Annotated in this window: 15 protein-coding genes and 4 pseudogenes; 13 read left to right on the top strand and 6 right to left on the bottom strand. The window is 35.2% G+C overall.

Annotated elements, in window-relative coordinates; genetic code table 11:
• The first annotated feature begins 169 nt into the window (after nucleotides 1-169).
• Entirely contained in the window at nucleotides 170-3,157 is a 2,988-nt protein-coding gene (locus HEQ36_RS22965) for a Tn3 family transposase (RefSeq protein WP_168636483.1), read from the top strand.
• Nucleotides 3,158-3,347: 190 nt separating this feature from the next.
• On the opposite strand, the pseudogene HEQ36_RS22970 reads toward HEQ36_RS22965, so the two are convergent.
• Nucleotides 3,348-3,695: pseudogene (locus tag HEQ36_RS22970) on the bottom strand (transposase); the annotation flags it as partial.
• Nucleotides 3,696-3,827: 132 nt separating this feature from the next.
• Between HEQ36_RS22970 and HEQ36_RS22975 the strand changes: the two are divergent.
• Nucleotides 3,828-5,276 (top strand): carotenoid oxygenase family protein, encoded by a 1,449-nt coding sequence (locus HEQ36_RS22975; protein ID WP_290708513.1) that lies wholly within the window; start codon nucleotides 3,828-3,830, stop codon nucleotides 5,274-5,276.
• Between the two features lie 450 nt (nucleotides 5,277-5,726).
• On the opposite strand, the gene HEQ36_RS22980 is transcribed toward HEQ36_RS22975, so the two are convergent.
• Nucleotides 5,727-6,638 carry a hypothetical protein gene (locus HEQ36_RS22980; RefSeq protein WP_290708516.1) on the bottom strand — a complete coding sequence of 304 codons (912 nt, stop codon included), beginning with the start codon at nucleotides 6,636-6,638 and terminating at the stop codon, nucleotides 5,727-5,729.
• Nucleotides 6,639-6,849: 211 nt separating this feature from the next.
• On the opposite strand from HEQ36_RS22980, the pseudogene HEQ36_RS22985 reads away from it, so the two are divergent.
• The 3 genes and pseudogenes from HEQ36_RS22985 to HEQ36_RS22995 all read left to right on the top strand — a co-directional run.
• Nucleotides 6,850-7,026 (top strand): annotated as a pseudogene (locus HEQ36_RS22985) (DUF6444 domain-containing protein); the annotation flags it as partial.
• Between the two features lie 262 nt (nucleotides 7,027-7,288).
• Complete coding sequence (locus tag HEQ36_RS22990) at nucleotides 7,289-7,573, top strand: hypothetical protein (RefSeq protein ID WP_290708518.1); 285 nt, start codon at nucleotides 7,289-7,291, stop codon at nucleotides 7,571-7,573.
• A 54-nt stretch (nucleotides 7,574-7,627) separates the two neighbouring features.
• The gene (locus HEQ36_RS22995) at nucleotides 7,628-7,984 is read left to right on the top strand and encodes a hypothetical protein (protein WP_290708520.1); all 357 of its coding nucleotides are present in this window, start codon (nucleotides 7,628-7,630) and stop codon (nucleotides 7,982-7,984) included.
• Between the two features lie 195 nt (nucleotides 7,985-8,179).
• On the opposite strand, the gene HEQ36_RS23000 is transcribed toward HEQ36_RS22995, so the two are convergent.
• Complete coding sequence (locus HEQ36_RS23000) at nucleotides 8,180-9,070, bottom strand: tyrosine-type recombinase/integrase (protein ID WP_290708522.1); 891 nt, start codon at nucleotides 9,068-9,070, stop codon at nucleotides 8,180-8,182.
• 84 nt (nucleotides 9,071-9,154) lie between these two features.
• Between HEQ36_RS23000 and HEQ36_RS23005 the strand changes: the two genes are divergently transcribed.
• Complete coding sequence (locus tag HEQ36_RS23005) at nucleotides 9,155-9,607, top strand: zinc ribbon domain-containing protein (RefSeq protein ID WP_290708524.1); 453 nt, start codon at nucleotides 9,155-9,157, stop codon at nucleotides 9,605-9,607.
• Between the two features lie 192 nt (nucleotides 9,608-9,799).
• Nucleotides 9,800-9,973 (top strand): DUF4158 domain-containing protein, encoded by a 174-nt coding sequence (locus tag HEQ36_RS23010; RefSeq protein ID WP_290708526.1) that lies wholly within the window; start codon nucleotides 9,800-9,802, stop codon nucleotides 9,971-9,973.
• A gap of 145 nt (nucleotides 9,974-10,118) precedes the next feature.
• Here HEQ36_RS23010 and HEQ36_RS23015 read toward each other — a convergent pair whose 3' ends face one another.
• Nucleotides 10,119-11,006 (bottom strand): IS982 family transposase, encoded by an 888-nt coding sequence (locus tag HEQ36_RS23015; RefSeq protein WP_168634808.1) that lies wholly within the window; start codon nucleotides 11,004-11,006, stop codon nucleotides 10,119-10,121.
• Between the two features lie 251 nt (nucleotides 11,007-11,257).
• On the opposite strand from HEQ36_RS23015, the gene HEQ36_RS23020 reads away from it, so the two are divergent.
• Nucleotides 11,258-11,716, top strand: a complete 459-nt coding sequence (locus tag HEQ36_RS23020; protein ID WP_290708528.1) for a DUF4158 domain-containing protein — start codon at nucleotides 11,258-11,260, stop codon at nucleotides 11,714-11,716.
• Between the two features lie 396 nt (nucleotides 11,717-12,112).
• Nucleotides 12,113-13,011, top strand: a pseudogene (locus HEQ36_RS23025) (ISAzo13 family transposase).
• 20 nt (nucleotides 13,012-13,031) lie between these two features.
• Here the strand turns inward: HEQ36_RS23025 and HEQ36_RS23030 are convergent.
• A pseudogene (locus tag HEQ36_RS23030) lies at nucleotides 13,032-13,202 on the bottom strand (DUF4277 domain-containing protein); the annotation flags it as partial.
• 1,524 nt (nucleotides 13,203-14,726) lie between these two features.
• Here HEQ36_RS23030 and HEQ36_RS23035 point away from each other — a divergent pair.
• Together HEQ36_RS23035 and HEQ36_RS23040 are read left to right on the top strand one after the other, a co-directional pair.
• Nucleotides 14,727-16,019, top strand: a complete 1,293-nt coding sequence (locus HEQ36_RS23035) for an IS1634 family transposase (protein ID WP_290708530.1) — start codon at nucleotides 14,727-14,729, stop codon at nucleotides 16,017-16,019.
• A gap of 276 nt (nucleotides 16,020-16,295) precedes the next feature.
• Nucleotides 16,296-17,630, top strand: a complete 1,335-nt coding sequence (locus HEQ36_RS23040) for a hypothetical protein (RefSeq protein WP_053538738.1) — start codon at nucleotides 16,296-16,298, stop codon at nucleotides 17,628-17,630.
• A gap of 624 nt (nucleotides 17,631-18,254) precedes the next feature.
• On the opposite strand, the gene HEQ36_RS23045 is transcribed toward HEQ36_RS23040, so the two are convergent.
• Nucleotides 18,255-18,452: a hypothetical protein gene (locus HEQ36_RS23045; RefSeq protein ID WP_290708532.1), complete on the bottom strand. Its 198-nt coding sequence runs from the start codon at nucleotides 18,450-18,452 to the stop codon at nucleotides 18,255-18,257.
• Nucleotides 18,453-18,656: 204 nt separating this feature from the next.
• Here HEQ36_RS23045 and HEQ36_RS23050 point away from each other — a divergent pair, with 204 nt between their 5' ends.
• Nucleotides 18,657-19,643, top strand: coding sequence for an ISH3 family transposase (locus tag HEQ36_RS23050; protein ID WP_290602942.1), 987 nt, complete (start codon nucleotides 18,657-18,659; stop codon nucleotides 19,641-19,643).
• A gap of 276 nt (nucleotides 19,644-19,919) precedes the next feature.
• Entirely contained in the window at nucleotides 19,920-20,072 is a 153-nt protein-coding gene (locus HEQ36_RS23055) for a hypothetical protein (protein ID WP_290708534.1), read from the top strand.
• The last annotated feature ends 18 nt before the right edge of the window (nucleotides 20,073-20,090 follow it).

The raw sequence follows: 20,090 nt of genomic DNA on the forward strand, positions 1-20,090 counted from the left end.
GTCACCATAACATTCATAATTATTGACAACTTTTTGAGCTAAAAAACAACATTTTTATGGGCATTGTCAATTTCTACCCAAAAGAATATAAAATACTCTTTGGTAGAGGAGTGAGGGATAAAAGCATTTTCTGGGCTAACTTAAATTTTATGTTATAAATATTACTTGAATGGCTTCAATTGACCGTACCGCTTACCCCAAATTTAAACAATTTCCTGACCCCAAAGAACTGGCAGAACTTTATACTCCGACACCCACAGAAATCAAGTTTGTTAAGTCTAAAACCAAGAACCATGAAGGATTACTACGGTTAATGGTGATGCTCAAATCCTTTCAACGTCTGGGATATTTCCCTCATCCTGAACAGATCCCAATTGCAGTAATTAAACATTTACGGTCGTGTTTAAAGTTACAAGACTCAGTAAAAGCAATACCCTCCGAACGCCAACGTCATACCTATAAAAATATTATTCGGGAATATTTAGGGGTCAAACAATATGATAAAACTGGTCAAAGATTAATAGCCACATTAGTTGCAGAAGCAGCCCAAATTAAAGACCACCCTGCTGATTTAATCAATGTGGCAATTGAGGAATTAGTGAAAGAACGATACGAATTACCAGCATTTAGCACCCTTGACCGATTAATTCGCCATATTCGGTCAATGGTCAATAATCAGTTATTTGCACTTTGTTCTCAAGGACTTTCAACTATCGAACAAACTTATTTAGACCAATTACTCGTGGTGATAGACAATGAGGATGATGATGAAAATGCCACCCTGAATTTATTAAAATCGCCACCTAAAAGTGCCAAACTAAATGGGATGAAACTCCTGCAAAACAAGTTTGATATGCTCATGACTTTTGGAGATGCCAAGCGATTACTACAAAATATTACTCCTACCAAAGTTAGACATTTTGCCGCTTATGCTAGAACTTTAGATATCACGGAATTTCAAGATATTAATTTACCCAAACGGCGGACATTGCTATTATGTCTATTATACGAAGCACAGGTAAAAACTCGTGATTATCTGGTTGAGATGTTTATTAAACGTATCCTGAAAATTCAAAATAATGCCAAACTGCGATTGCAGGAACTCCGGGATAAACATCTGACAGAAACATCAGAGTTGTTAGCGACATTGGGACAAGTATTGCAAGCATCCAAACAAGCCAAGGAAACCCAGGATAATGCTGTATTTGGAGAACAGGTGCAGTTAATTTTGGATGAACATGGTGGGGCAGAATTGCTGATGCAAAAATTAGATGAAATTGCGGCGTACAATACCAATAACTATTTACCATTAATGTGGCGGTTTTATGCTGCCAACCGCAAAGCACTGTTTAGTTTAGTGCGTTCTCTAGATATTCTTTCTACTTCTGCGGATGAATCAGTGATTGAAGCTTTGCAATTTGTGTTAGATCATGAACACAAACGCTCTAAATATTTACCTTTTGATATTGATTTGGGTTTTATTAGTAATAACTGGCGGGCGCTAGTTGTCGCCGAAATTGATGACACCGAGGTTTTGGTACGTCAGCAATTAGAAATTTGCATCTTTTACAATTTGGCGACTGAATTTAAAACGGGAGATGCCTGTGTTGTGGGGTCGGAGAGCTACGCGGATTTCCGCGAACAATTATTAAGTCCTGTTGAGTGTGAACCATTAATAAAAGATTACTGTGACTTAATTGGTTTTCCGGCTAATCCAACGGATTTTGTCGAACATTTACGCTTATGTTTAACACAAGTCGCTGAGAAAGTAGATAATATTTGTGCTGTCGATAAACAATTTACAATTAATAAGGAAGGCAATCCTGTATTAAAGAAACCGCCATCATTTACCCAACCTCCAGAGGTGGATTTATTGGAGTCGAAAATCCGGGCGCTGATGCCGGAACGGAGTATTTTAGACATATTATGCAATGTTGAGCATTGGTTGAATTGGACTAGACATTTTGGTTTAATGTCGGGAAGTGAAGCCAAAATATCTGACCCTGGGGAACGTTATATTTTTACTACTTTTGGTTATGGTTGCAATCTTGGACCTAATCAAATGGCTCGTCATTCGGGGGGTATGGTGACTGCCCATGAAATTTCTTATACTAACCGTCGCCATGTTAGTGCTGCCAAGATTGAAGCGGCAATTCGGGATATTATTAATGCTTATAACCGTTTCAGCTTACCTTCTTGTTGGGGGACGGGGAAAAAGGCGGCAGCGGATGGTAGTAAGTTTGAGATATACGAAAATAATTTACACAGTGAGTATCATATCCGTTACGGTGGCTATGGTGGTATTGCCTATCATCATGTTTCTGATAAATACATTGCTTTGTTTACTCACTTCATTACTTGTGGGGTTTGGGAAGCGGTTTATATTTTGGATGGGTTGTTGAAAAATCTTTCGGATATTCAGCCGGATACGTTACACGCAGATACTCAAGGTCAATCTGGACCTGTGTTTGCTATTTCCTATCTTCTGGGTATTAAGTTGATGCCACGTATCCGTAATTGGCAGGATCTTAGTTTTGTGCGTCCTGGTACGGATGTGAGCTATCAGCATATTGAACCGCTGTTTAAGGGTGTTGTCAATTGGAGTTTAATTCAGACTCATTGGTATGACATGATGCGGGTGGTACTGTCAATTAAGGCTGGTAAGGTGATGCCTTCGACGCTGTTACGTAAGTTAGGGAGCTACAGTCGGAAAAATCGTCTTTATCAAGCTTTTCAAGAGTTGGGTAAGGTGGTACGGACTATGTTTCTGCTGGATTATATTTCTAATGTTACGTTGAGACGGGAAATTACGGCGGTAACAAATGTTGTGGAGATGTACAATGGTTTTCTGGATTGGGTATTTTTTGGTAAGCAAGGGATGATTACTGAGAATGATCCAATTGAGCAGGAAAAGCGGTTAAAGTATCTGGATTTGGTGGCCAGTGCGGTGATTTTGCAAAATACGGTGGATATGTCGTTGGCGATTCAAACGTTGATGTCACAGGGTGAGGTGATTCCTATGCGATACCTTGCTGCTTTGAGTCCTTATATTACAAGACATATCAAAAGATACGGTGATTATGTGGTGAATTTACATAATATTCCTCAACCTTTGGAGGCGGCGATTAATCTCCCTCCAGAAATCTTTGAAATGTAGACACAGTAAGCGTTTCCAGACCATCTTGCAGGTTTTTACACGTATCTCGGCTCAATACCTAATTGTTATCTATATGATATCTACTGGTTAGAACACTGGGAATTAAAAAGTATTTTATATTACTGATTGTTTGATGATAGCATCAGTGTTTTATAGGAATCGCTTTTTGGGAAAAACTTTTTGGTTTACTGGATATAGGTTTGCTTATTAGACTGGAAAAGAACCTATCTAATCCATATGTTTTTTCCCGGCTTTGCTTATTACTACCTCATCTCCTGCCAACAGATAAACATCATTTGGAGAAAACAGATGCCGACGAAAAAATACCCAGAACACTGTTGCCCACGGTATGACCGTCTGATAGAATCTCATCACCGTCCGATAACTACCACCCACACCTGCCCAACGAGAGATTTCTAACATTGTGACTCGCCCGCTCATGGCTAACATGGCCATGATGATCTGGTTCAACTGCCGTATTGTCGTCACTTAAATTTGCTGGTAGCAGGCATTGCAAGAGTGTTAGGATATCGAACATGAGCTGGTTGTGGTTTTTGAGTTTTTGTTTTGGAAGACTATAACTCTACTACATCAGCCCTCTTTTCATACTCTTTTTTTGGCTAAGGTATTGCTAAATCCATTTATATTAATCAGATTTTTTGGGAAAATTATGTTAAAAAGCAATAACTTTCAGCTAGGCTTGACGACCTTAGAGCAAGAAATAACATTAGAGCAGTTATCGATCCAAGGTGAAATTCCGCTTTGGCTTAATGGAAGCTTATTCCGTAACGGACCGAGTAAATTTGAAGTAGGCAATCAACAATATCGTCATCTTTTTGATGGTTTGGCAATGCTACATAAATTTACTTTTAAAGAAGGAAAAGTATCTTATCGTAATCGTTTTTTACGGAGCGAAACTTATCGGAAAAATCTAAAAGCTGGTAAGATTTGTGTAGATGAATTTGCTACTTCTATAAATCGCTCGATTTGGCAGAATGTTGGTTCGCTTTTAAATCTAGAAATCAGTGACAATAATAACCTAAATATAGCCCAAATAGCCGGGCATTTTCTTGCAATTACTGGAAGTGCTAATCTGATAGAATTTGACCCATATACTTTAGAGACGTTAGGAAAATTTGACTATACAGATAACATACCCGGTTTATTAACAACAGGACACCCGCAGCGAGATTTTGAGAAGCAAGAAATAATTAATTTTACCACAGATATTTCTCAAAACAGTACCTACAATATATATCGGCTTTTTTTTGGAGAAACCACAAGGCAACTAATTACATCAATTCCTGTTGCTGAACCAGCTTATATACAAAGTTTTGCTTTAACCGAAAATTATATAATTTTACCGGAATTTCCTTTGCTTACGAATCCCATGAATTTGATTTCACAAAAGTTGAAGGGAAAACCCTTTATTGATAACTTTAACTGGAAACCTGAAAAAATGACTCGTTTTTTAGTTATTAATCGAAAAAAAAGCGAATTAATTGGTATTTATGAAACAGAAGCTTGTTTTGCCTTAAATCAAGTCAACGCTTTCGAGAATCAAGATGAAATAATTCTTGATTTATGTGCTTATCCAAGCCATGTAATCAATGACTATTACTTAAGTAATCTCAGAAATACACAAGAATGTAAACTATCAAAACCTGAATTAAGACGCTATAAAATAGCCTTATCATCCAAATTAGTTAACTATGAATTGTTATCGGAGCAATTCTTAGAATTTCCTCAAATCAATTCAGAAAAATGTCAGAGTAAAAAGTATCAGTTTGTTTATGGTGTCGGTTTCGCTCAAGAGCGACATAATGATTTTTTCAATCAACTCTTAAAAATAGATATTATCAAGCAGAAAGTATCCAGATGGTATGAAGAAGGCTGTTATCCAGGCGAACCTATTTTTGTTCCTCAACCAAATAGTGAACAAGAAGATGAGGGGATTGTTCTTTCTCTGGTTTTAGATGGAAACCAAAGCAATTCCTTTTTGTTAATACTGGATGGTCATTCTTTTGTAGAAATTGCCAGAACTAAAGTCCCTCATCATATTCCTTTTGGGTTTCATGGTCAATACTTTCAGGGAATATTTGAAAATTCCCATGCCTAAATGTAGAATGTAGCGACCTGCAATGCTAATTACTAAAACTTGCAATCAAGACACTTTCAAACCAGGATTATTTGCAACTATAAGGAGAGCGATTTTTTTTCGAGGGAGATGGGCGTTAACAAAGTTTGTAAACGTTGGAGTTCTTTTCCTCCTACTCCTGTTGATAGTTTTTATTATCCCCAATCGTGCTAGTTGTAAAAAACCTACACCTGTAGTGTGTTAATTCTGAATCCCTTATCCTATAAGACTTCATGCACAAAATATGTCGCCATATTTTTATGAGAAAGTGCCTGGAACAGATGTTTTCGGTGTAAATTGCGGTAACACCAATAATTTTCCGGACAATCCCTCCAAAAATACACAGAATTAACACACTACTACACCTGTCAGATCAGATATCTTGGGTCTTTTTGCATGGCTTAGTCTAAACTCCAGTTTTAACTATATGCCTTAACCCTCACTAGCCGTAGATTTAAGAGTCTGAGCATAGCTATCCAGTTTATTTTGAAGTAAAAAACCAAAAATTAGGTAAATCAGCCCCGAAATAAATAAAACGACCGGAATTAAAATTACAAGCTGTAAAGCAAATAGGATAATAATTGGTATTCTCGTCCAACTTCCTCGTTCTCCAAACAAACGAGCAAGTTTTGCCCAAGGCCGATAGAGAATTCGTCCAATCTGTTCGGGAATGATATAACGTTGATTGACTGAAACAGGCTCAAGTTTTTTGAGTAAAGATGAATTACCCAAGTTATTGATGTTTTTGGCAATTACTTCCCCAAAACGTGACAGTGAATCAATTTCTTCATCCCGAAAACCTCCTGGTGGGAACACTCCCATTAAAGAGTCTTTTTTTCCTGTTAGTACCATTCTAGGGGTAGTGATAAAAGTAATTAAGGGGGAACCTTGGTGAGTTACCACTATATTATCAATATGGATACCCCCTACATCTTTAATCATATTTTTCATGATTTCCGAAGCAGAATGCCACATATTACGACAGCAAATTAAAGTGATGATTTTAGTATTCTTCAATACCTTAGCATATTCTGATTTTAAGAATCCCTGGATTGGCAATGATGGAGCTAAATACCACACCTGGTAAGCCAAAACCACCAAGTCAAATTGCTCATTTGGATCAAAGTTTGGCGTTTTAATTGCTGAGACTTCTTGATTGATACACTCGGGAAAAACATCAAAAAATTGATATAATTTCCAAGGATAACTATAATCTACTTCGGGGCTAATCTTTTGCCAAGTAATCTCAATATCAGAAAGAGATTCGAGAGGACTCAGTAATGATTGAGCCGCTTGCCAAACAGAACCTGACTGAGAATAATAAATTACCAGAATCTTTGTCATGATTTGCAATACTTTAGCCAAAAAAAGAGTATGAAAAAAGGGCTGATGTAGTAAAGTTATAGTTTTCCAAAACAACAACTCAAAAACTCGCGCACTGCCCATGTTCGATATCCTAACCCGGATTTCTCACAAAGAAAAGAAAAAAAGTAACTGCCCAGGTAGGAAAACCAGGGATATTCCCATAAGGGAAAAAAGATGGTAGAGTTCAAGCATGAGTCCAGAAGAAAAAGATCAAAAAATAGAAAGGCTGGAGCAAGAGGTGAAAGCACTGCGGGAAAAAATAGCAGAGCTAGAGAGGCGACTGGGATTAGATAGCACAACAAGTTCAAAACCACCAACCAGTGACGGACTCAAAAAATCAAATCAAAGCAGGACAAAAAGTTTAAGAGGATGTTTGAAAAGTTTTAGAAAGTGAAAAATTAGAGTTTTGCGGTTTCCTCTAAGAAAATCCTTCAGTGATTACACTTACTCTACATAATTACTTTTGGGTTTCCTCTAAGAATGTTGGAAAGGTTGCTCCCACATTTCCTTTGTTCCATGCTACTGTCAAAATTTTCTTAGAGGAAAATCCCAAAAACCTGAAAGGGAGTGTGTGGAGTATGTCACATAAAATATAGGATAATTATAGCAGTTATTACCAGGGAATCCCAATGGACAGAAATCATTACGATAAGTTAAGTGCTGAAGAAAAGTTAGAATTTTTGGAAATGGCTACTGAACATTTGACGCATTTGACGATAGATGAAAAAGCTAAGTTGGTAAAGAAATTATTTCCTATCAAAGACGATAATAGTTGCTCTGTAACAATGGGAAATTCTCAAGTCCACGCGAACACTGTCTATCAATTTAATCTCAATAGTAAAGATGAAATCAAAGATATATGGGAGGCGATCACTGAAACAATCAAAAATAATCCTAACAAGAAAGTTGAATAAAAGAGAATATGCCAAAACCCCAGGAGCAAAATAAATCACATGAGGAATGTTGTGATGATGCGTAGATGGATTGTGTTTCGTGCTGATAAACGTCAACCAGGTTGGCAAGACAGAAAATATGCTCACACGGGTTCTTTAACCAAAACTCTAGGTGAACACTATGATTGTTCAGATACACCACTACCCGAAGTTGGTTATCGTCCCCCAGAATTTATTAAAGTTGAGCAGTTTGTTGATGCCGAATACCCAGAAGCCAAAACCCATCATCGTTTAAGTGATTGGGAAGTAACCAGTGTTGAAACCTATACTCCTGATATTGCCAGTATGGGATTTGATATGATTGTGATTTGTTATTGTAAGTATGTACCTATTAATGCAGCACTTCAACCAATGCCAGAACGAGGGGTCTAGCCGGGATACGCGCAAAATGGGACACGATGCAAAGATTTGTAAAGATGCTTGCAATATGCAACGTTTTATGATCAAGAAATAGGAAACCTTATTTTTCTGAGGCAGAGTATAATACATACTCTCCTTAAATAATTTAAATAAGATTATTAAGTGAAAAATATATACTTGCTCTTGTTTAGTCTTGAGAAAATCATTCTAGTATTTGGCTAGAGTATTAAAAGCAAGTTGTGCGATTTCCTCTGCTCGTGATGATGTAACTTTTTGATAACGCAATGTCGTTTGTATATTCTCATGACCCATCAATGCACGAAGGGTTTCAATTCCCATCAATCCGACTCGCTCAGTTGCGAAAGTATGTCGTAAATCGTGAATCCGAACTCCCAAAAGTATTGGACTTTGGGCAATTAAATCACTCCAGCACTTATGAAATCGGCGATAGCTTAAACGAGTTATTTCTCCTGTCAATGGTTGTTTCGCCGTAAAAACTGCTTTGGAATGAGGATGTCTCTCATTTTGAAAATATTTTTGCATAGCAATAGATGCATCATCACTATAAAAACACCACCGTCGTTTATTACCCTTCCCAATGACCTGGAATTTCTTAGCATTCAGGTCAATATTATCTAAGTTCAATGCTAATATTTCACTAATTCTGGCTCCAGTACGATGAAGCAACCTTACCAAAGCATTCATTCGGAAATCGGTTGCCACAAGTTTGTATAAAATCGTTAACTGTTCTGCGGAAAGGTAACGAATAATTTCATCAGTTCCATGTTCTCCTTTATCAGCATCAGGCTTGCGTCTTTTTAAACTAGAGAGCGGATTATTACTCAAATAGCCTTGTTCTACAGCAAAATTAAAAAGAGCTTGAATTATGGCTTGGTGGCGATGATGAGTAGTGTGATGAATATGTGTTACAGCATTCAAGTAATCACACATAGTTTGGCGAGTAATAATTTCCACTGACAACCATCCATGTTCTTTAAGTAAAGGTATCAATGTGAATTCATAAGACTTCCGTGTATTTTGGCTCAAACCTGGACGGTCTAAAAATTCTCTGGCTAATCTAGCTAAAGTAATTGACAAACTACAACCCCCTCTATATGAAAGATTTTTGTAAATTTCTAGAAATAATATATACTTATTTATCTACTAAAATCATATATTTATATGTATATTTTAACAGAGCAGAAAGCCCCAAAGGCAGGAGAAACCTTAGACAATTATATCCAAAGGTTACGCAATGAGATAAAGATCAGCCAGCAACAATTAGCAATTCTGGCAGGGATTCACATTCAAAGCATGGGTAAGATTGAGCGGGGTCAAACCCAAAGGCTAAATCAAAAAACTAAAGTTGGTTTAGCAACAGCACTGTCAATACCCGTCGAATATCTAGATGCAGTGTTGTGTGGTCAACCAGTATCTATGGTAGAAAAAAAGCAATTTTGTCCCCAATGCTGGACTCCTGGTAGTAACCCAGATCCAGTATGGCTGATGCAACGTGCCAAGTATTGTTTAGTTTGTGGCAGGATTTTACGTACTCGCTGTCATAGATGCGATGAAGCAATCAGTGATTTCAAACATCGATTCTGCCCAAATTGTGGTGCAGGGTACTCCAAGTAATAGTGTTATTACTGAATTTTCTATTTCCATACCTCACGGAAATTATTTGACAGAAGAAAGGCAAAATGTAGGAGGAAGAAAATATATTTTTTGCATTTTGCTACAGGGTTCTGAGCCACCTAAATTTATTTATAGGGATTCCTTCTGCCTCCTACCTTGTGCCTCCTTAAAACTTTTATTTGATAACCTTTTGTGACATCTATTCAACGTACTGCTTATCCGAGATTTAAACGCTATTTCACTCCTAAAGAACTAGGAGAAATTTATACTCCTACAAAATCTGAAATTGCCTTTGCTTATAATACTACCAATGGACAAAGCAATATTTTAAACCTAGTCATTTTGTTAAACCTGAGTTCGATGTAAATAAAAAGTCTAAAAGTACGTAACAGCAACAGTTCTGTCAATAAGTATTGGTTATTGAGAATTAAAGCCCACGCCAAAAAGTTCTCAAAAAATTAATTTTTTGAAATGTATTTACTATTAGGTAATATTGATATTTAATTGGTAATTAAGCTAATAAAACTGGTAAGGTTTCAATTTCATTTTCATCAAATCTTAAAGAAGGTTTTTTAGGTTGCCAAGTATAAGCTATTATTGCAGCAACAACATTAACCATGAAATTAGTAACACTTCGATGTCGAGAATGAGCAAGTTGTGAAATATTTTTGAGTTGGTCATTAACAGTTTCAATTAAAGAGCGTTTTCGGAGCATTAATTTCTCCTCCAGGGACAAGAGCTTATTCCGCATATTTTTCTTGAAAGGAGTGATTAATTTGAGTCCATTAGACCAAAGTTCAAGCCAGAGTTTTTGAGAAATATATCCTTTGTCTCCAAATATTTTCCCAAATAAGTTCTTAGTCAAAGTGGGAACAGGTTTTCGGTCATCTGTATTTCCAGGAGTAATTTGAAACGCAAGTAACTCTCCTTGATCATTAATAATCAAATGAAGTTTAAACCCAAAATACCAACAAATAGAACTTTTCCCCCAGCCAGCTAAATCTTTAAAGACCTTATTTGTCTTGGCTCTTTTAGAATGACAAATGGGAATAGAGGTACTATCAATAAAACTTATACCTGTATTGAGTCCTTTTCGTGTATTCAGATAATACATCAAGGGAATTAAAGCATTTGGCATTAATTCAACAAATCTTTGATAACTCACTAAATTGGGAAATTCACCTTGGCAATATTTGAAGATATGTTTCAGGTAATAATCTTTAAAATTGCGGTAACTAGAGCGATGAAAATACACAATTATTGTCATAATTTCACTTAGACATAATCGGCTGGGTCTAATTCTTTTTTTTATTTGGGATGGGATAAGTTGAGCTTGAAATATTGGCTCAAAATAGGTACAAAAATCATCAATTTCACAGAAAATAGTTTCTAATTCCATGAGTTATAATCATTAATTTTCTTTAATTAAACCTCTTCTATTGTCCCTAATCTGAGGTACTTTGAGTTTGTATTCAAATAGTATTCGTAATATAAATTTAGATTTTGTTATGAAAATTTACTTAAATCTAGGCTGGTTTCCTATTAATTCTCAATAATTAAGGCTTATTGAGAATATAGGCTCTTTCCAGAAAAGCCTCTAACCCTTTTGAATACTCATTTTTAGCTGGTTTTCTTACATCGAACTCAGGTTTGTTAAAGGTATTCCAACGTCTGGGTTATTTTCCCAAGCTTTCTGATATACCTAACTTGGTGTTAAATCATGTAAGAACCTGTTTAAAATTGTCCGATGAAATTGTTTTGGGTTACGAAAATTCTAAAACAATGTATCGGCATCGAATAGCTATCCGTGAGTATCTAAAAGTTAATCCATTTGATAAAAATGCTCGACACTTTTGCGCTGAATCTATATATAAGTCTGCACAGGTAATGGATAATCCTGCTGATTTAATCAATGTAGCTATTGGTGAATTAGTAAAAGAACGGTATGAATTACCTGGATTTAATACTTTAGATCGATTGGTAGCTCGGATCAGAACTTTAGTTAATCAAAAATTATTTTCTCTAGTGATTAGTCGGCTTGATGATGAATATATACAAAAACTAAATGATTTATTATCTAGTGAATCTGTGGAAAAGCGTAGTCCTTAGGAATGTGGATTAAATAAAATGCAGAAGTTGTGACAGGGGTATAGTAGACTAAAGAAGTAGGTATTAGGGAACAATATCGTGATAGAAATCTACTCTCCAATGCTAGAAAAGCAGATGCAAGATTACTATGAATCTCTATCGGAGAAAGACCGTAGGCGGTATGCAGCGATTGAAGCAAAAAAGCTTGGGTACGGGGGGATTGGATACATAAGTAAATTGTTGGGATGTAACTACAGAACAATCAATAGAGGGATGGAGGATCTGGAACAGCCGAGTAAAACCAGCAGTCCAAGAATTCGCCGTCCAGGAGGAGGAAGAAAAAAAGCACTGTTAACGATACCTGGAATCAATGAAGCATTCCTGACGGTAATAGAAACACACACAGCAGGTTCGCCAATGGACGAGGATATTAAATGGACAAACTTAACTCGTCAACAAATAGCAGACTTATTAGCCGAAAAAGGCATAAATATCAGTGTTACAGTTGTAGACCAATTACTCTGGGAACATAAATTTCGTAAACGCAAAGCAGTGAAAATGATTGCGTGTGGAAGTAGCGAAAATCGTAATGAGCAGTTTGAGAAGATTGAAAGCCTTAAAACCCAGTATTTTGCTGAGGGTAACCCAGTGATTAGTATGGACAGTAAAAAAAAGAGTTAATTGGCAATTTATATAGAGAAGGAAGTATTTATACTGATGCTCCAATCAAGGTATTAGACCACGACTTTCCATCTTTGGCAACAGGAATAGCAATTCCACATGGGTTATATGATTTAAAGGATAACATTGGTTTTATACAAATTGGTACTAGCCATGACACCAGCGAATTTGCCTGTGATTCAATCCGTTATTGGTGGAATAATTATGGCAAAAACCGCTACCAATTGGCTACCTCTATACTACTGTTATGTGATGGTGGTGGTAGCAACAGTTCTCGTTACTATGTATTCAAAGAAGCATTACAAGCTTTGGTGAATGAAATTGGAATTGAAATTCGCATTGCTCACTATCCTCCTTATACATCTAAGTACAATCCGATTGAGCATCGGCTGTTTCCACATCTAAGTCGGGCTTGTAAAGGTGTTATTTTCGACAGTGTTAACACTGTAGCTAAACTGATGGCAAAAGCTACTACTCAGAAAGGGTTACAGGTTTTTACGACCATCATTGATAAAGCCTACCAAACCGGTAAGAAAGTTGCTGAGGGTTTTAAAGAAACAATGGAGATTTTCTTTGATGATTTTTTGCCACAGTGGAACTATACTGCTAAACCACAACAACATTTAGAATTGTAAGTTATTTAATCCACATTCCTTAAGCCGTTCAAAATCATCGCCTTTACCACCTGACCTGCACTGACTTTTTCTCCTGGCTCTGAACCTACTAAATTATTAATTATTTCTACAATCCCTATTGAATCTACTATTCCTGCTACTATCCCTAAATGGTCTATCTTCTTCAATTCCAGGTCTTTTGTACTAAACATGGTAACAGAAACTCCATATAAGTATCTGTTACCATGTTCTCATTTTTCTGTTGATTTAAAACGTTTTTTTAGTTTTTTATAGTCATTGAGGATAAAGCTTTCAATGATTCTGGACTAGGTTTTCCATTACAATCACCTCAGAATCAAAATTTCGTACTTAGTCGTTTTATTGACTATATATCTGCTTTAATAGTAATTATTCCTATTTAGCCTCAATAAATTTTAATCACCCCTCACAGGTATTAGTTCTTATGTACTAAATATATCGGTTTTCTTGGGGTGTGACACTTGGGGGTGCGGAATGTGGGTTATAGATGAGATATCACTGGACATAAAAATACTTACATAATTCCCACTGGCTTATCTTTCTTTATTGACTCCCAACATCAAACAACGGGTAGAATAAAATTTAAGCGCGACTTCTGTGTATTTTTCCAGATGGGCGATTCCTACGGAGCGCTTCGCTATCGCTAATTTTCCCAATTTTCCCAAATTCTCGACTTTACTAATCTGGCTATATTTCCAACTAAGTGGCGGCTCAAAGCTTAATTTCCCGTGTCCAGCACTACCCTATTCTCTTATAGATAGGGATAGTCTGGACACGAAAATACTTAGATAATTCTCACTGGCTTATCTTTCTTTATTGACTCCCAACATCAAACAACGGATAGAATAAAATTTAAGCGCGGCTTCTGTGCATTTTTCCAGATGGGCGCTCGCCGATTCTCCCAATTTTCCCAAATTCTCGACTTTACTAATCTGGCTATATTTCCAACTAAGTGGCGGCTCAAAGCTTAATTTCCCGTGTCCAGCACTACCCTATTCTCTTATAGATAGGGATAGTCTGGACACGAAAATACTTAGATAATTCTCACTGGCTTATCTTTCTTTATTGACTCCCAACATCAAACAACGGATAGAATAAAATTTAAGCGCGGCTTCTGTGCATTTTTCCAGATGGGCGCTCGCCGATTCTCCCAATTTTCCCAAATTCTCGACTTTACTAATCTGGCTATATTTCCAACTAAGTGGCGGCTCAAAGCTTAATTTCCCGTGTCCAGCACTACCCTATCCTCTTATAGATAGGGATAGTCTGGACACAAAAATACTTACATAATTCCCACTGGCTTATCTTCTATATGATCGGGAGGAGTCAAGTTTTCCCAATTGCCCCTAAAATTCCTCATAAACTGTTTTAGCCTACGATGGGTTGTATCCCACATTCCGCACCCCCAAGTGTCACACCCCAAGAAAACCGATATATTTAGTACATAAGAACTAATACCTGTGAGGGGTGATTAAAATTTATTGAGGCTAAATAGGAATAATTACTATTAAAGCAGATATATAGTCAATAAAACGACTAAGTACGAAATTTTGATTCTGAGGTGATTGTAATGGAAAACCTAGTCCAGAATCATTGAAAGCTTTATCCTCAATGACTATAAAAAACTAAAAAAACGTTTTAAATCAACAGAAAAATGAGAACATGGTAACAGATACTTATATGGAGTTTCTGTTACCATGTTTAGTACAAAAGACCTGGAATTGAAGAAGATAGACCATTTAGGGATAGTAGCAGGAATAGTAGATTCAATAGGGATTGTAGAAATAATTAATAATTTAGTAGGTTCAGAGCCAGGAGAAAAAGTCAGTGCAGGTCAGGTGGTAAAGGCGATGATTTTGAACGGCTTAAGTATGATGTCACAGCCGTTATATATGTTTCCAAAATTCTTTGAATTAATTGCTTGTGAACATTTAATTGGTGTAGGAGTAAAAGCAGAATATCTCAATGATGACAAGCTGGGGAGAGTATTAGATAAATTATTTATAAAAGGACTAGATACAGTATTTTTAGCCGTCAGTTTAAATGCAGTAGAAATATATCAGATATCACTCTCATCATCACACTTGGATTCAACATCATTTCATGTACATGGAGAATATGAAAATAGTTTACCATCAGTAATATTTGAAGATTCAAAAGAATCAGGTTCATTAGAAAAAGAAAATGAAGAGAGTCAATCACCTCAAGCGATAAAGCTGACTTACGGTTATTCTAGAGATCATCGTCCAGATTTAAAACAATTTATTACACAATTAGTATGTTCAGGAGATGGAGATATACCAATATATATAAAAGCAGTATCAGGGAATGAAGTTGATTCTAAAAAATTTGGAGAAATCGCAGTTGAATATCAGAAAAGAATACAAGTTGATAGTTTGATAGTAGCAGATAGCGCATTATATACAGAATCAAATATCAAGTTAATGTCGAGTCTCAAATGGTTAACCAGAGTACCCTTAACGATAAAATCAGCAAAAAACTTAGTGATGAGTTTAGCAGAATCGGAATTTGTTAAAAGTGAAAAAGCAGGATATTCTTATGCCGAGAAGAAAATAACTTATGGAGATATAGAGCAAAGATGGTTAATCGTACAAAGTCAAGATAGAAAAAAATCTGACTTAAAGAAATTATCAAAGAGAATAGAAAAAGCTTTGACTAATACTCAAAGTAAGTTAAAAAACCTATCGCAAGAAAAATTTGCTTGTGCGGCTGATGCTAGAAAGGAATTAACAAAAATAAGTAAAGAATTTAAATATCATCAAGTAGAAAATATTGAAGTTATCGAAAAAAGTCCTAAAATCAAAGAAGAAAATCAATTAGGAAAGGCCATAAACAATCCAACTATGCGGTGGATATTTCAATGTTTTCAATCAGTTCATCTTGTGACTTTTCAAGGAAAAAGAGAATTTTATAATTTGACATCAGAAATGAAGTACATTCTCCTATTCCTCCAGCAATTCTCATTTTGAGAAAAATAAAGTATTAGCCCCGATTTTGGAATTCAAAATATAGTACAAAGTAACTATTTTTTAGCCATTGCCTCTGGCTAAAAAAACAGTCGGGTTGAAAAATAAGTATGAATACTCAATAAACTAGAGAGATTGCTTGACAACGAATGGGGAAAATCCAGTTTATCGTTCGGGTTTTAGAATAGGGAATCCAAGGGAAATAAAAATTTATAATTGTTGTCAGATGATGTAAAATCGGTGAGTTAAAAATCTGATAGTGCATCAAATTACTCAAACATGACTCCAAAGACAGCGACACTAGAAATTCCTGAATTAATGCAATTTTTACGTCAACAATTACATGATTTACCTGATGAAAGAAAACCTGGAAATAATACGAAATATCAGGTAGAAGACGCAGTGATGGCAGCATTTTCAATCTTTTTTACGCAGTCAGCGTCTTTTTTAGAGCATCAAAGATTAATGAAAAGCAATAAAGGAAAAGATAACGCAGAAAGTTTATTTTCAATTAAGAAAATCCCCTGTGATAATCAAATAAGAAATTTGTTAGATCCAGTTCCAGCCGCTACTATCTTTATGACTTTTCAAGAAGTCTATGAATGGTTAAATAAAAATGGAGTTTTGAAAAAGTTTGTCTATTTAGATGAAGAAATTTTAATCGCTTTAGATGGGACAGAATATTTCTCATCTAAAAAAATTAGTTGCCCTCATTGTAATTGTCGTAATCATCGAAATGGAACTACAACTTATTTTCATGGCTGTGTCACACCCATTGTAGTTTCTCCTAATCAAAAACAAGTAATTAATTTAGAACCAGAATTTATTAAAAAGCAAGATGGGCATCAAAAACAAGATTGTGAAAATGCAGCGGTTAAAAGATGGTTAAACAAGAATCATCAAAACAAGTATGGTTATGCTGCAACTCTTTTAGGGGACGACTTGTACTCTCACCAACCTATTTGTGAACTAGCTCTAAAACAAGGTTATAATTTTATTTTTGTTTGTCTGGAAGCGTCGCATAAAACTGTATATGAATGGCTAGACTTCTTAGAAAAAAGTGGAGAAGTTGCAACCGTTGAAACCAAACAATGGGATGGACGAAAAAATTTAATTTATCGTTATCGTTATGCTTCTAGAGTTCCCTTAAAAGATGAAGACTCCAGTCTCGAAGTTAATTGGTGCGAAGTAACTGTTATTAATGAAAAAACACAGAAAATCATCTACCAAAATAATTGGATTACTAATCATAAGATCACTGAAAATAATGTTGAAAAAATTGTCAAGGCTGCACGCAGCAGATGGAAAGTTGAGAATGAAGGGAATAACATTCTTAAAAATCACGGTTATAATTTAGAGCATAACTTTGGTCATGGAGAAAATCATTTGTGTGAGTTATTATTGTCTTTGAATTTATTAGCTTTTTTATTTCATACTGTTTTAGATTTAGTTAATTATACCTATCAGAAAGTTCGTGAGTTATTAGTAACCCGAACTTCTTTTTTTAATGATATGCGTAGCCTATTAAAATTTATTTGGTTTAAAGATTGGTCGGATTTTTTCTCATTTATTCTCAGGGAATATGTCCCATTTAAAAAAATAAATTCTGGTTGAAAAATGTCAATATATTGAAAGAGGAGGAGAAAGTTATTTATTCAAAAAACTATAAATTTGCTTAGAATTTCAGCTAGATTGGTAAGTTGAAATCAATTCTTCATGTCTAGATTTTTAAAGATTTTTAAAACCCTATCTATCTCCAGCGTCGGATGATAATTATCTATTAAAAAAGAATAATTTAATACAGGGTTTACACTTAAATTAAGAGAATTTTATCTTATTTTTTTCAAAATGAGAATTGCTGCTATTCCTCCCAGAAGCTTGCCGTAATTACTACAGATATATAAGTTGATTTATCAACATTATTAATAGTTTAATTATACAATTTGACTCATTGATTTTATTAATGAGTTTAAGTTTTAATGCTGTTTTTAAGTTTATTTCTAGAAGGATATAAGTTATGATTAAGTCTTGATAGACTAACAATAAAATTATATTATATTTTCTGCCAGAAACCACCCTCATTCTTTATTGCTTCTTATTGAGAATGTATCTGAATCAATTTTCCTATCTAAAATTTGTTTTTTTATAGATAAATGTATTCTTTTACTCATTTTTCATCAATTTACCTCCGTAATCACCGTTTGTGACAGTCAAGGGTGCGGAATGTGGGATGAAATCTTATTTAACAGTAAACCAAAAAGTTTTTCCCAAAGAGCGATTTTTACGGAATGCTAACGCTATTGCTACAGACGAAGCAGGCATCAACAACAAAATACGATAGACATTTATGTGATATAAAATACTAAATACATAAGAAATAGTTATAGTAATTTGCACTGGGTCAAAATATGAAATGATGAATGTAGTGTGTAGCATATTGGTTGAAAAAATTGACTGTTTCATCTCTAACAAAAGCCACGCAGGGCGAATCTACAGAAGAACTCGTTTTAACCGACTCAGAAACCCAAGACGCAGGTTATTCAGTGTTTAGTAGAAAATTTTTCGATTGAAACGCAAGGAGCCTGTGACCAACAAACTTTATTCGAGATTCTGGTTAAAGCAGCCAGCACTGGAGACAGTATTGAAAACACAGCTAAATTGTTAAAAAATATTCCGACAGCTAATGATATTAGATATCATCTCAATAAAATTAATAATTTTGAGGAATTAGAAGCGCAAATAAATCAAGCATTAAAAAGTCGAATTCCTTTAGGATTAAAAAAGGGGTGTTTAAAAATAGCGATTGATTTAAATTTAATTTGTTATTATGGTAAACCAACACCGTCAGAATTACCCTACATATATCGAAGTGAAGCTAAATCTGGTACTAATTCATTTTACGCCTATGCCACTTTATACGTTATTAGTAATAATAAGCGTGTAACTCTGGCAATAAGAGGTGTTCGCCAATTAGATACTAGTGTGGCTTTAATTACTTATTTATTAGCAGAACTTGAACCCCTCAAAATAAATGTAAAAAAACTCTACTTGGATAGAGGATTTTTTAATACTCCTGTAATTAGATGGTTACAGGCATTAGATATCCCCTTTCTTATGCCTGCTATCAAGACTGGAAAAAAAGGAGGAATCAAACAATTTCTCAAGGGTAAAAAAAGTTATAAAACTACCTATACCATTACAAGAGACAAAGATGATTTCGTCACATTTGATTTATGGATTGTCTGTAAATATAGAAAGGGAAAGCATAAAAAGCATGGAGTTCAATACTTTGTTTATCTTGCTTATAAGGTCAAAACAAATTTAAATTATATCTATCAAGATTATCGAAAAAGATTTGGCATTGAAACTAGTTATCGTCTGAAAAATATTTGTCGAATTAAGACGAATAACAAAAATCCAGTTTTGAGATTACTATTCATTGGAATATCCTTTCTTCTAGTTAATATCTGGGTGAATCTACTATGGCTCAAAATCAGCCGTAAAAGGAAGGGTAGTCGATTAATTTATCGCACACTTTTCACACTCAAACAGATGTTAGCTTTTTTATCTCAAGCCCTACAGAGGAAATATCAAGTCGTTGAAAGCATTTATATTCCATCCGGTTAGCGTCAAGAAATTATTACCCAGCCAATCATAAGTAATTGTTATCTATATGATATCTACTGGTTAGAACACTGGGAATTAAAAAGTATTTTATATTACTGATTGTTTGATGATAGCATCAGTGTTTTATAGGAATCGCTTTTTGGGAAAAACTTTTTGGTTTACTGATCGTTAGGCTTGACCGTAATTTTGAGCTACATCAACAGCGTTTTGAAGAAAATCAACGCTCAACTAATGCCGCTTTAGAGAGATTAGAAGCTATTCTGATGAAATTGATAGATGGTTAATCCATCTTCTGCTATTTTTTATCCCACCGATGTAAAAAAAGCTGCAAAAAAAGCAAAAAAATGGCAGAATATACGGAATTTAACCATTTTTCAAAAAGCAGGGTTAAGAACCAATAAAATTAACTTGAAAACGAAAAAGCTCTGAGGTGCAAACTCAGAGCTT

This window comes from Anabaena sp. 54, assembly GCF_017355725.1.
Classification (GTDB): Bacteria; Cyanobacteriota; Cyanobacteriia; order Cyanobacteriales; family Nostocaceae; genus Dolichospermum; species Dolichospermum heterosporum.

Coding starts and splice junctions, on each gene's coding strand:
- HEQ36_RS22965 (WP_168636483.1), top strand. CDS start 170: ATGGCTTCAATTGACCGTACCGCTTACCCCAAATTTAAACAATTTCCT.
- HEQ36_RS22975 (WP_290708513.1), top strand. CDS start 3,828: ATGTTAAAAAGCAATAACTTTCAGCTAGGCTTGACGACCTTAGAGCAA.
- HEQ36_RS22980 (WP_290708516.1), bottom strand. CDS start 6,638: ATGACAAAGATTCTGGTAATTTATTATTCTCAGTCAGGTTCTGTTTGG.
- HEQ36_RS22990 (WP_290708518.1), top strand. CDS start 7,289: ATGGACAGAAATCATTACGATAAGTTAAGTGCTGAAGAAAAGTTAGAA.
- HEQ36_RS22995 (WP_290708520.1), top strand. CDS start 7,628: ATGATGCGTAGATGGATTGTGTTTCGTGCTGATAAACGTCAACCAGGT.
- HEQ36_RS23005 (WP_290708524.1), top strand. CDS start 9,155: ATGTATATTTTAACAGAGCAGAAAGCCCCAAAGGCAGGAGAAACCTTA.
- HEQ36_RS23015 (WP_168634808.1), bottom strand. CDS start 11,006: ATGGAATTAGAAACTATTTTCTGTGAAATTGATGATTTTTGTACCTAT.
- HEQ36_RS23035 (WP_290708530.1), top strand. CDS start 14,727: ATGTTTAGTACAAAAGACCTGGAATTGAAGAAGATAGACCATTTAGGG.
- HEQ36_RS23040 (WP_053538738.1), top strand. CDS start 16,296: ATGACTCCAAAGACAGCGACACTAGAAATTCCTGAATTAATGCAATTT.
- HEQ36_RS23045 (WP_290708532.1), bottom strand. CDS start 18,452: ATGCTACACACTACATTCATCATTTCATATTTTGACCCAGTGCAAATT.
- HEQ36_RS23055 (WP_290708534.1), top strand. CDS start 19,920: ATGGTTAATCCATCTTCTGCTATTTTTTATCCCACCGATGTAAAAAAA.